This is a genomic window from Bartonella sp. AA16NXGY, from assembly GCF_042197325.1.
GTDB lineage: Bacteria > Pseudomonadota > Alphaproteobacteria > Rhizobiales > Rhizobiaceae > Bartonella.
Map to the genome: position 1 here is coordinate 165298 of NZ_JBHIRR010000004.1, position 12408 is coordinate 177705.

At 37.9% G+C, this 12408-nt stretch carries 11 protein-coding genes and 1 pseudogene; 5 read left to right on the plus strand and 7 right to left on the minus strand.

Annotated features, from left to right (window positions below; translation table 11 throughout):
• Positions 1-862: 862 nt before the first annotated feature.
• Positions 863-1032: pseudogene (locus tag ACFINK_RS04035) on the minus strand (integrase); the annotation flags it as partial.
• Positions 1033-1042: 10 nt separating this feature from the next.
• Here ACFINK_RS04035 and ACFINK_RS04040 point away from each other — a divergent pair.
• On the plus strand, positions 1043-1333 hold the full coding sequence (locus tag ACFINK_RS04040) for a hypothetical protein (protein ID WP_375638308.1): 291 nt from the start codon (positions 1043-1045) through the stop codon (positions 1331-1333).
• 373 nt (positions 1334-1706) lie between these two features.
• Here the strand turns inward: ACFINK_RS04040 and ACFINK_RS04045 are convergent, their stop codons facing one another.
• The 6 genes from ACFINK_RS04045 to ACFINK_RS04070 all read right to left on the minus strand — a co-directional run bounded on the left by ACFINK_RS04045 (position 1707) and on the right by ACFINK_RS04070 (position 7901).
• Positions 1707-1919 carry a hypothetical protein gene (locus tag ACFINK_RS04045; RefSeq protein ID WP_375610233.1) on the minus strand — a complete coding sequence of 71 codons (213 nt, stop codon included), beginning with the start codon at positions 1917-1919 and terminating at the stop codon, positions 1707-1709.
• 128 nt (positions 1920-2047) lie between these two features.
• Positions 2048-2284, minus strand: a complete 237-nt coding sequence (locus ACFINK_RS04050) for a hypothetical protein (protein WP_375611603.1) — start codon at positions 2282-2284, stop codon at positions 2048-2050.
• Entirely contained in the window at positions 2281-2943 is a 663-nt protein-coding gene (gene bgtA / locus ACFINK_RS04055; RefSeq protein WP_375611604.1) for a gene transfer agent endolysin BgtA, read from the minus strand. Before bgtA ends, ACFINK_RS04050 begins: the two co-directional genes overlap by 4 nt.
• Before the next feature lie 695 nt (positions 2944-3638).
• Positions 3639-4565 (minus strand): YopJ/AvrA family T3SS effector serine/threonine acetyltransferase, encoded by a 927-nt coding sequence (locus ACFINK_RS04060; RefSeq protein WP_375638309.1) that lies wholly within the window; start codon positions 4563-4565, stop codon positions 3639-3641.
• Positions 4566-4900: 335 nt separating this feature from the next.
• Complete coding sequence (locus ACFINK_RS04065; RefSeq protein ID WP_375638310.1) at positions 4901-5845, minus strand: YopJ/AvrA family T3SS effector serine/threonine acetyltransferase; 945 nt, start codon at positions 5843-5845, stop codon at positions 4901-4903.
• A 1489-nt stretch (positions 5846-7334) separates the two neighbouring features.
• Positions 7335-7901, minus strand: a complete 567-nt coding sequence (locus ACFINK_RS04070) for a hypothetical protein (RefSeq protein WP_375633370.1) — start codon at positions 7899-7901, stop codon at positions 7335-7337.
• 1833 nt (positions 7902-9734) lie between these two features.
• Between ACFINK_RS04070 and ACFINK_RS04075 the strand changes: the two genes are divergently transcribed.
• The 4 genes from ACFINK_RS04075 (at position 9735) to ACFINK_RS04090 (ending at position 11943) form a co-directional block, all read left to right on the plus strand.
• A complete protein-coding gene (locus ACFINK_RS04075; protein ID WP_375621575.1) occupies positions 9735-10256 on the plus strand; it encodes a hypothetical protein in 522 nt (173 codons plus the stop codon).
• 8 nt (positions 10257-10264) lie between these two features.
• Complete coding sequence (locus tag ACFINK_RS04080; RefSeq protein ID WP_375630092.1) at positions 10265-10819, plus strand: hypothetical protein; 555 nt, start codon at positions 10265-10267, stop codon at positions 10817-10819.
• A 48-nt stretch (positions 10820-10867) separates the two neighbouring features.
• Positions 10868-11422, plus strand: a complete 555-nt coding sequence (locus ACFINK_RS04085; RefSeq protein WP_375638311.1) for a hypothetical protein — start codon at positions 10868-10870, stop codon at positions 11420-11422.
• Positions 11423-11679: 257 nt separating this feature from the next.
• A complete protein-coding gene (locus ACFINK_RS04090; RefSeq protein ID WP_375638312.1) occupies positions 11680-11943 on the plus strand; it encodes a hypothetical protein in 264 nt (87 codons plus the stop codon).
• Positions 11944-12408: the final 465 nt, after the last annotated feature.

The following is a 12408-nucleotide window of genomic DNA, read 5'->3' on the forward strand; positions in this document are numbered from 1 at the left end:
AGAAGCAATGGTTGCTGAAGTTCCAAAGAAAGATACACCAATGCCTCCGATGCCTGCTGGCGGAATGGGTGGAATGGATTTCTAAGCTCTTATTCCTAGACGTAATAAAGAAACGGGTCTTCTGTGCCCGTTTTTTTATGCTTTTTCACGTTTCATACAGTTTTTCCTTTTATGATAGTTTCTTTATCTTATAGGATTGTTCTATTCTCCTCTGGTTGATCTACCGTTATTGTGAATGAATTTCACTCTTAATCCATAGCTTTTTCTCTTGTTTTTATGAAATGTTTCTATTGTGCGGGGATCGTGGTTTCCTTTGAAAATATTGTGCTAATAAAAATATAACTATTTGATTTATAATTATTTATTCCTAATACAGTTCTGTTTTTTCATTTCAGGTTTATGCATGCATCGTTAAAAAATCCTGGGTTTGTGCTTCATAAGGTGAGAGGTCACTACGGTTTTTATGAACCAACGCAATCATTAAAAGTCAGTAGTTAAAAAGAGTCAGTAGTTAAGAGTTAGTACCTATTGAGCGTTGGAAAGACAGAGTTGAAAAGAGCATGATGGGGCTGGTTTGTTTTTTTATGAATAAGATGCTGGTATTTCAAGCTTTTGCATAGGAGAATAAGCATCTCTCTGTTTCGTTGATCTCTGAAATGGGGAGACTGTGCCCCATTTGAGAAGCTTAAAGACAAAAGCTAATTTTTCGCCTTGCTCTCATCTTTTCTTCGGTAAGCTCATCACCTAAACTGGAGCCAAACCCATGTTGTTATACTCAAGTTCTGTTTGTTGCCTATATTGTGACAGAAAATTCTTGAGTGGGGAGCAATTTTTGAACTAAGGGGACCATGACAGTTAGCCGAAAAAAATCATGACAAGACAGTAGACGTGCTTGTGTTAGAATTTTTAATGCTTCTGATGATAAAGGCACGCGAAATTCTGTTGTAGCCTCATGCCTTCTTTTCATATTTTCGAGCCAAGGATTTTCCATATATTCTCTTCAACTTGACCTTTATGCATAGAACATAAGGGAATTGGGAGGGTGGAAATTGGGAGGCAGGGCATTGAGAGGGTGGAAATTGGGAGGCAGGGTATTGGGAGGCAGGGAATTGGGAGGCAGGGAATTGGGAGGGTGGAAATTGGGAGGCAGGGAATTGGAAGGCAGGGAATTGGGAGGGTGGAAATTGGGAGGCAGGGAATTGGAAGGCAGGGAATTGAGAGGCAGGGAATTGGGAGGGTGGAAATTGGGAGGGTGGAAATTGGGAGGCAGGGCATTGAGAGGCAGGGCATTGGGAAGGTGAGAGGAGCCGGCTTGCTTTTTTATTCAACGTAAAGATGAGAGGCTTTATGTAAGGCTACCATTACATTGCTTGTTTATGCACTTCTTTAAAAGAAATGTCTTTTAATACAAATTCTTGGCAATGCTATTTATGAAGAGTATAAAATCATTTGGATATCAATAGTTTATTAAAAAAATGTATGTTGGTATGATCCTTTTCTTATGTTACCAAAGTTGCTGACTTACGCGTTGGTTAAAAATCTCTCTTCATACCCCTAAATTCATTTCATGAAAGTGTTTGTGAAGAGTGTATAAAAATTTCTCGTGAGACATGAAAAATCATCAATAAAATCTCCATGTTTTCAAAAAATAACGAATGGCTTTTTATATTTAAAAGATTTAACACGTCTCACGTTTTTTATTTATTTTAGAGCTGAATATTCGATTTTTGTGTAAAAATACTTCCCAGCACATCTACGATCCGTGAAAAATCAAGTGCTAATAAGAAAATGATGAATATAATCCATTTCGTATAGCGTGACATCATTTTTACACTTTTATACGTTGTGATGATTTCTTGTAGGACTTCTTTTTCCTTTTCTGTAAGCTCTGTTTGTTTTTCCGTTTTTTTTCTAGCCATGTTTCCACCCACACATGTGTTCCCCTTGTTTGTTATGCTTTAAAATATCTCTTGCGAGATTTGAACTGATGATATTGAGATCTTTGTTGTCTAAATAAATGGGCATCCAACCAACGCAAGAAAAAGGCTCATTGATTGTTTTTATCGCGCAACCAGTGAGTAAGAGCAGCGCGTATATCAGCATCACTTTTTTGATTAATTTCATTTTCCACCTCTAGCCGTGTTGTTGATGACTTTAGCGTTTTTTCTATTTGCTTTTGTTGTTCAACCTTCTTTCCAAGAGTGAAAGCTTTTGCTAAAGCGATAAAAAAAGCGGTCAGAGCCGCTCCTGTTATCATCAGATTTTTTTTCAACCACCACATCATAAGCGCTGCTCCCGAAACCGTTTTGCCACAAAGAAAATGCCAACGCAGGCGGCTAAAACCATAATGGTTGCTAATGCCCATTGGATGGGACCATTGCCTGCCAATAAGCCCCCAAGTCCAGAAAAAGAACCAATAATCGGTGTAAGCGCTTCTGCTTTGAAAAATCCCATTGGAGCTTGCGTTTCTACAGTTTGGTAGTTGGGAGAAACATAAGCCCCTTTTGCCCATAATCCCGATTCTGCTGCACGACGGTGCACTAAACCGTGAAGACGTTTTCCTCCTGCTTTAGTCCACTTTTGTAACTCAGCAGGGACGGCTTCATATTCGCCATTATTGAGTTTTTTGAGCAGGGTCGAATTACAAAAAGCCGATGTTCCTATATTATAGCAAAACGATACGAGCGCGGCGAATTGTTCATCCGTTAAAGAAACCGTCACATGTTTTTCAACGGTATTTTCAAATTGTCTTAAATCTTGAGAAAGAACTTCTTCTGCTTGTTTTTCAGTAATGATCATGCCCTTGTGAACGAACGGTTTGCCAGCCGCGCTGGTATGACCATAGCCAATTGTCCACACCCCGATGGCATCTTTATAGGCTTGTAAACGCAATCCTTCCCATTGTTTAATGAGCGCAAGCCCTGCTGATGATATTTTTCTCATTTGCTTCTCCATAAAATAAAGCCTCACGTTAACGTGAGGCTGGTTGACAGATTAAAAATGAATTTTTTCACGCTTCAAAAACAGAAGAGATGTGAAACTTTTATGAAATCAAAAGGTTGGTTATGACATCTTAGGGAATGGGGGAATGGTTGGTCAAAAGGGATAATAGTTGGGTAAGTGGAATAATGGCTGGGCAAGAGGAGTAATAGTTGGGCTGGTGTTTTCCGTTAAGAGAGGTTGTAGATTTTAAGAGCTTGTCCTGGTGTTTTTTTATGGAGCCTTCTTGGTGTGCGGGCAGTTGTTGGGTTGATGCACGATAAGTGTGGTCTATTGCGGTTGTTTGGTCGTATGGTATTGATGTGGGGGTGTTTGAGATACGAAGCGGATACTCTCAGAAAAAAAGACATATGCTTTTACTGAAGACGAAAGCATTAAATATTTTATGTATCAAGCATTTTGCTTATCCAAAGAGCCTCATTGTTACACAGAGCTTTGGGCTAACAAGAGCTGTGGAATTTTAATACAATTTTAAGAGGGGCTGGTTTTTATAGGACAATGGTGCTTTTTCTTTAAGAGGAAAGTTGTTTATGCTATTTTTGTTTTATGAGCGCAAAAGCTGGTTTGCTTAGAGAAATCTTAGCCGTAAAGCAGCATCTCTTCGTTCTTTGATGAATAGGAATATGGAAAAGCCTCAATTACATCGTTAAAGATTTGTATTCAGTAATCCTTTTTTGGTGCGAGGAAACAGAAACAGTTTTTCCTTCTGTTGTTCTTAAGTTTTTTTCAAATCTCTCTCTCAGAGTTTCACCTTTTTTGTTGACTGTTTCATGTTCAGCATCCGGATTGGCTTTTAAATAGTGTTCTAGACGTCTTCTTCCTTGTGCGTGTTTATAAAAAGTGGTTGGAAGATAGGAATCTAACTTTTCAGCAGATAAAGATGAATTGGGTTCACATAATACACCCTTAACATTATCCTTATGCAATCTTGCTAATTTATCAGATTCAAGATGAAGCTTTTTGGCAAGGCTTAAGCTGAACATCCCGCATTCAGAAGAGCTTCGCTGAATATCCATTTCTGCCGTGGTAAAAGAATAAGGAGGCAGTTGAAGACATTGAAGGGTTTGATTTATTTTTATCCCTAGTTTGCAAGCTGTGATATTCTGAAATGTTGTAGGTTCAAGCATAATCAAAGAGATTTTGTCATCAACTTTTTGATAATCAAGGACGGCAAAGTGGATTTTGCTTCCCGAATTGACTATAAATCGGGCAGATTTTGCGTCGCTCTCAACGACTTCTTTTAGTGCGTGCGAAAACTCTTCTGCTGTAAGAGCCAATTTGAGATTCATGTCTGGATATTTGCTGTTTGCTTTTTCTACGAGAGCCGGCATCAATCTAATATCTGTGTTTTCATAATAAGCGTTAATCCAACGGCCGGTGACAAGATCATCTTCTAAGCCTGTAATAATATCTTTTAATTCGTCAGAACTCGGTGCAACATGTTCTTCTTCTGTTTGGATGGAACTTTGCATCAAACGTGCAATAAGGTCTTCTAAAGATTCATTTGCACTTGCTCCTTCTGGTGTTTGTGAGGAATGAGGGAGGGGGGAATTTTGTGGCTTCATACTATTAGCCTCTATATTGATGATCGATAAATGATATTATTTCTTCAATTCTGGCTAAACAATGTTTGCAGGAAAGATTTTTTAGCTAAAAAAAACAAAGAGATGAAATCATCTTTATTTTAAAAAATTTTTGTTACGAAAGACAAAATCCCCCGCTTTTCAGAGTCAAAGGTAAGGTATCTTTTTATCTTTTAAGAGGTCACGTTGCTTACTGTTTGCATCTTTACCTCTTTACCTCAAAAGAAGATTTGCTAACAGCAATTTATGCCTTACCGTAAAGCCGCAGAGCTTCATTACTTTGTGGATGTGGAATATGGCTATGGCCAAAACGCTTATTACATCATTAGAGATTTGTATTCTGTGGCTCTTTTTCTGTGTTGTGAAACAGAAACAGTTTTTGTCTCTGTTGCTACCAAGCTTCTCTCAAACCTCTCGTTTAGGGTTTCGCCTTTTTTGTTTACTTTCTCCTGTGCTGCTTCTGGATTGGCTTTTAGATATTCCCCAAGACGTCTTCTTCCTTGCACGTGTTTGTATAAACGAGCTGGAAGATATGGATCTAATTTTTCAGCAGGTAAAGGCGTGTCTGGTTCACATAACACACCCTTAATATTATCTTTGTGTAGTCTTTCTAATTTTTGAGCTTCGAGATAAAGCTTTTTGGCAAGGCTTAAGCTGAACATCCCACATTCAGAGGAGCTTCGTTGAATATCCATTTCTACTATGGCAAAATGAATATTCGGAAATTGGTGATGTTCAATGGATTGTCGCGTCCTTAATGCAAGTAATGCGGGAAGCGTGTCACGCAGTAAGGTCGGTTCAAAAAAGATCAAAGATGTTTTATTATCAATGGTTTGATGATCGACAACCGCAAAATGAATTCCCCTATCTTGTGCGTTAACGATCAGCCTAGAAGATTTTATGCCCTTTTCGAGCGTTTCTTTGAGAGCAAGGGCAAAGCCGTCAGGGGGGCTTGTAAGTTTGAGATTCATCTCTGGATATTTACGATTTGCTTGATCGACCAAGGCTGGCATCATGTAAAGATCTAAAATATCATAATAATTTTTGATCCAACTGCCATCGGCATTATGCTTTTCTAAACCGGCAATAATATCTTTTAATTCCGCACGATTAAAAGGGGTGTTTTTTATTTTTTCAATGTTAAGCCGTTCTAAATGTGCAGTAAGAGTGTCTAATGATGCATTTGCATGCGCCCCTTCAGGTGCACTTGCACCTTCTGGGGTTTGTGAGGAATGTGGTGGGGGAGAATCTTGTGGCTTCATAATCTTAGCCTCTATGTTGATGATCGATAAGTGATATTATCTTCTTCAATTCTGGCTAAACAATGTTTTGAAAAACAAGCCTTTGCATCTTGAAAGGTGAGGCGATGAGAGCATAATAATGCCGTTTTCATATTTTTATGCGTGTATTGCTCATCATTGCTGTGATGTATGATATTGGTATTTTATGGGGGGATTATTAGGGCGTTCTATTGAGAGCCCTTATTGAATACCACTTGTTTTGAAAATCTCAAAATTATAGAGTTGTTGGTGATGCAAATTGTGTAATGCAAAAGAAAACAGTCAGAAAAGGACGAAAGATACCTTCAAACCGTAAAGTTTTAAACATTGTCGCGAAACACACTGTTTTATAACAGTTTATAATAACTTATAATAGTCTATGATAATGCGAAAATTTTACGATGAAATCTGGACGCAGAAAACCCCTTGCCGCACCCATCATTAAATACGATTTTTCATATTCTGTCAACCGCAAAACGATTATTTTTCCTCCTTTATCGCGGGAAAAATCTACAGAAAAAAGCTCATTCATTAGCTATGCAGCAAAATATCTTGTTTTAATGGAAAAGTTTTTGATGTGGCAAAAAACATTTTCTCCTTTGAGAAAGGCGTGGACAAGATGAAGGGAGAATTGTGGTTTTGAAATCCGTGGTATTTTATTGATGGAATTAGGAAGGCGGTGGTTGGAAGGTGTTTGTGGAACAAAGCTTTAGGTGTTGGCGATTTGTGGGGGTGATTGGGGTTGTGCTGGCTGTCGTATTAGTGGTGGTGTGATGGGTGTGGAGGGTTATCGGTGCAGTTGTTGATGAGGGAGGAGATTGTTGGTAGGGGCTTTTTCTTTCGTTTAAGGGATGATGCTTTTAATTGTGTCAAAAATCAACGGGTTGTTTTAATGATAAGCTATTGATTTATAGTGGATATTTTATCATTATTTATCTTGAATGAGAAAACCAGATTATGCTGAAATAAAAGCCATAGTTTTTGTCCGTCATAAGATCAGAAGAGCCATATAGAATTGTACAAGAAAAGACGTAAAATGACGATAATGAATTGTCTGAAGAGCTAAGGATGTTGCGATATTGGGTGAATTGTATGATGAGGGTGGTTTGTTACAATGGGGGTAGAGGGAAGAATGTTGCTGTTTTTTAAAGAGGGGGCAATATTTATCCTGTCCATGCCGTGAAATATTGTCCTTTGAGGCATGGATTAAGTGAGGCACTGGTAGGTATAAGGTTAAGTCTCTTTGACAGTTGAAGTATTTTTTTAAAGGGCGTGGTGGATATTTTTAAGCTTGTTTGTTGTGCGCTTTAAGCTTGTCAATCCCATGAAATTTTATGAAAGGGCATGCTCAGTGGATCTCAAGTGTCACTTGCCAAAGGGGGACTTTATAAAGGCGCTGGTTATAAAGAGGCATGTTATAAAAGAAGGGGGAGAATCTTTATCCTGTGAGGGGGAGGAAATGATGGGTGTTTTAGCCAAGGCTCTTTTGGGTAGAACTGTCAAAATGTTTATAAAGGGCATCAAGAATAATACGCAACGAACCAACAAGATTAGGCAGCGGTTGATCTTCTATAACAAGATAGTGTAATGCCGCATGGAAGTTGTGTTGACGATGTAGATATTGTGCTTCTTTAATCGCTTCTTGCATAGCTTCATAGTGTTCCGTTGCTCTTTGGACCCATTGCTTTTTTGCTTTCTCATCTGATGCGCTGTGCGTAAAACCATCATAATAACCGTTTGGTAAACCTTTTGCACATAAATAGTCGTTTCTAATTTGCAAGTATTGTTGCGCCGTGTCATATTGCTCTTTACTGATGCCTGATGAAGCCTCTTTATAGCCAAGCAAACAAAGACGCCCAATATAGGTTCCGACAAGCGGATTTTTCGCTTCTTCGAAGCTTAAACCAAAGTGTTTTGCACGCATTTCAATCGCAGATTGAAGCGCAGATTCGCTGGAATTTTGGGCACGTGAAATACAGCTATTGGGCTCTCGCTTTCCTGTTATTTTCGATCTACCGCGTTTTTTACGTATTTTCATGAACTTAACCATTTGAATGAAAAAGAAACTGTCTGTTGATGGGGGACAGTGATGTAAAAAGCACTTGGCGCAAATATTGGGGGGAGCAAATACTTAAGAGGGGGAAAATACTTAAAAGGAGGAAAATACTGGGGGGGGGAGTGAGCAAATACCGGGAAATATCAGCCGTTGCAGATCAAAAAACAAACGATACTAAAGGCGTTTTAAATGCAAAGAAAAGCAACGGTGTGGGGCGAAAAAATCATCTTTAAGGTGGTTTCTTACCTTTTTTATCTTATCCCTATCAGTCTTATCTTCCGCCCCTGTCATGCTTATTTTTTTATTGCTAGCGGATTATTTGCTTTCTAAATATTTCTTAACTGTTCTTGAGAGATTGAAGGAAAATTTTTGTCAAATGTGAATGAAAAAATAACAATGGATTTCAAGGGCATGTCATCGTCTTTCTAATAGGAAGTTTTTTCTAATGGGATTATTTGTCTCTTTTTTCACGAGCGCTTTGTGGAAATTTTTCAATTCCACTTTTGAAAGGTCATTGTTTTCTTAAGTTGGAAGCTTTTTATTTGGGTTCTCTTATTTTTTTGTTGTTGGGCGCTTTCCCAAGATATTTGATATACATCACGCTGTTAAGCATACTTTTATCCTTTATAGGAGACATATTATCTTCTGTTGAGTGGCAGAGAGCGGCAAAAAGCAAACCTCCGCATTCTATTATAATAGCATAAGATGCCCTATATTTTCAAATAAAATATCGTTTATCGGCTTAAAATAAACTGTGAATGATCTCGCTATTTTGTTTGGTGTATCCTTTGTAAGTATCCTTTATAGAGTATAAATTTTCCGTTTTAATGGATCTCATCATAAGACGAGGGGATGTCGTTTAAAGGACGGAATGCATTATCGAAAGAGGCTGTTTTTATAAGAAGAAAATGCCTTTATAAAAAGATGCTTTTATAAGAGATGCCTTGATGAATGTAGGGGCTATACAAATGTAGGGGCTGTGAGATATTTCATCTTTAATGAAGAATTTTTAAAATGAAGCCTTTTTGATTAAGAAGCTTTCAAATGAGGATTAAGGTTGTTTGTCGCACGTTTTTTATACTGGATAATCGATTGCTTGTTTGACTTTGTTTTGTGTTGTGTTGCTTTTTAAAGAGCCATGTCTTAGGGCTCTCTTTTGCCCATTTTGCAAGGGTGCTCATGAAGGGTATAACGATAAAGTCCCCAATGAAATCCATATAAAGTTTGAATAATATAAAATCTATTGCACACTTCCATTTTTACGCTTGTGAAGAAGAAAGTCTATAGCATCACACATTTTGCCAGCTCTCATTGTTGAGACAGCCCTTGGCATTTGAGGCGCTTCCTTAGAGGCATTTATCATCCTTTCTTAATGTTTTACTCTATACGGCTCTTTCTGCTTGTAACGCGCAAGAGACATGGTTTGGGTTGATTTAATATGGAATAGGTTTGGAATAAGACAATCCTACGGTATTTAGGGTTCTCATTTAATATGAAAAACAATAAATTGTTATAAATCAGCGTATTGTTTGTAAACTTTACACATCAGATATTTCTTAGATTGAATATTTTTGCTTGTTGAGTTTTGTGAAACATTGTCTTTTGAAGTGTGGGTAATAGATAAGAGGATACAATGGCATTTGTGCTTATAAGGTTTAGGGATTGTATGTTGTCACGTATGAGAAATTTTAAAAATAGACTTAAAGGGGCTTATAGCGCGTGTTTCATGGTGAAAAGAGTGCTAGATAAACCGGTTTTGCTGGTTGCATGTTCTCAAAGAGTGAGTGGGCATGTTAGAAGTGAGAAAATATCCGTATGATCGAAGATAAATCACAACACCAATCTGCCCATAAGGGAAATACGGCTTTTGCGTCACAGCCCGTGTTAAATCAGTGTGCGGTTTTCAAAAAATGGACGGCTCTCTCAAGAAAAGATTACGTCATCATTTTGTGTTTGGCTATCCTCTTGTTGGTGCTTTTTGCCGCGACTGTCTATATGAATCCTTTGGAGTTTTTTCACGTTATATCCAAAGAACAGTTTCAAGCACTGGGACAAATGGAACAAGGAGATCTTCGAAAAATGATTAAGGAGATCTTGAAACAGCCTTTTGAAAATAATCCTGCAATCGTGTTTTTGCGTGACGCGGGATGGAATAGTGTTTGGGCTTTTTTATGTCTCTTGCCGCAAATGATTTTTGGTGTTCTTGTGGTGTTCTTTCCACTCTTTTTTGTCTTTAACGCTATCTCTAAACGGGAGGTGAAGGAAATGATGAAGCTGTGGGATACATTGCCAGAGCAGCAACAGCTAGACAACCAATTTCTCAACAGAACACAATAGGAAAATAAGTGGCTGCTTCTTTTATAAGTACTTTTGTAATTTTGACTACAGTATGGTGGAGTACTGTCATGTTTCTCGGGGAGATCATGATACTTTTTTCTACTCTGATGACAATCTTGGTACTTTATTATTCTTTGATAAAACGGACAATATTGTTGTGTGGGATGCGGCGGAAATTAAAAAAGGGTGCATTACAGAATTTGGGGCATAATCAGAAAGTCAGCATAGGACAAAATACAGTTTGTGCAATAAAGTTCAGCCCCCTTTCTTTTCAAGAATCTTTGGAACTTTCAAGAAAAGATTATTATATCATCTTTTTTCTAGCTTTCATTGTGATTGTGGTTTTCGCAGTTTTGCTCGCTTTTTTTGCTTTTTTTCCAAAATCTGTGATTTTTTTACACAATTATATGCCTCTATTGTTTAAGGTTGGCGTTTTTGGCATGCAGCTGCTGTTTTGGTTTTGTGCGTGTATTGTTGTCGCTTTACCTGTCATTTTAATCTTCCATAGTCTCCTTCATTATGGCGTGAAAAAAACAATAAAGAAATTAGAAATGGTTGCTTGAGAAGAGAATAAAAATGATGATTTCACATCAATGCGATAGGGGAAACACGTGATTATTGTTATAAAATTTTTGGCTTTTTTAGGGTTCACCATCATTGCCATTGTAATGTTTATGGTTATGATCCGGCTTCCTTACCGGTTGATCAAGCATATCAGGTTATCTTTTAAACTCTCTCAAGACTTGAAAAAGAGTACAACGCAAAAAAAGCAAGCCATACAACAATTGTGCAATGATCTGGGAGAAATGAAGAGACACAATCTCGCCCATAAGACCCTTGATGCGACAATGCGCTTTCTTAACTTCAAAGAATTTCTGCCTCTTTCTTCAAAAGAATGTAAAATAATCTTTTTTATCTTTATCCTCTTTACTGTTTTGCAATCTGCTTTCTTTGTCGCAAATTTGGTATGGTGGAAGAGCGATATGGTCGGCGTTATCATGCAGCTGTTGAGCATTCTATGGTTTGGGCTTCTTCTCTTTTTTCCGATCATTGGGATCATGTGTATAAAATTAACGAGAAAATTGAACAAAAAACTTCAACAATTGAAAGAAGCAATACAACAACGCGATCAGGCAATTCGTATGAAGAATGGGCGTGGAGGATAAAATGACCAGTAGTCTTATAACATTAATAGCCTTTTCTTTCCTGTTCTGTACGCTCTTAAATGTTTTATTGTGGGTGCCAATCGTTGTCATTTATTACCTGTTTATCAAGCGTGCGCGGTTGTATTGCCGCGTGAAAAAGGAACTGAAATGCGTGCTGAATGAACGCGATATCGCCTTAAAACAGATCTCTCAAAAATAAAAAGCAGCTTTCTCTTGTTTGGCAAGACTATAAAAAAATATTCTATCTTTCTACGGTCATGGCGACTGCTCCAATAGTTATAACTGTTGTCGTTAAGATATGGAGAGGGCAGGACTTTGTTTCTCTTGTCGTATTCGAGCCACTAGCATGGATGCTTGCCTGTACTTTTTTATTCTTACCGATTGTTTTTATTATGCGCTTTATCGTGACCCGTCAGTTGAACAAAATGATACGGCAATTAGAAGAAGAGGTTGAGCAGAAAGGAGCTCCCGTCATATTATACGATGTGAGTGAGGGAAAAGTGAGCGAGGGGAAAAAGTGAAGAGAGGCTTTCGTTGAGCCTTGCTTTTGACTTGTTCATTAAGGAGCATGGGGTGCACTTCTCGTTTTATGCCTTTTTATATTTGTGTCGTGTTTTTTTAAAGAATTGAGGCTCTTGCTTGAGTTGGTGCTCTTGCTTGAGTGCGAGAGGAAAGTGAAGAGAGGCTTTCGTTGAGCCTTGCTTTTGACTTGTTCATTAAGGAGCATGGGGGACACTTCTCGTTTTATGCTTTTTTTATATTTGTGTCGTGTTTTTTTAAAGAATTGAGGCTCTTACTTGAGTAAGATCCTTGCTTGAGTGCTGAGGGGAAAGTGAAGAGAGGCCGCTCTTGGACTTTACTTGCTGTTTCTGTTCTCTTAAAGAGAGAAAATCTTGTAACTTATTTTCTTTTTATCAAGCATAAAAATGTGTTTTACCAAGCGATATTGAGAGCGAAAAATCTATACTTAAAGCAAAAGATATTCT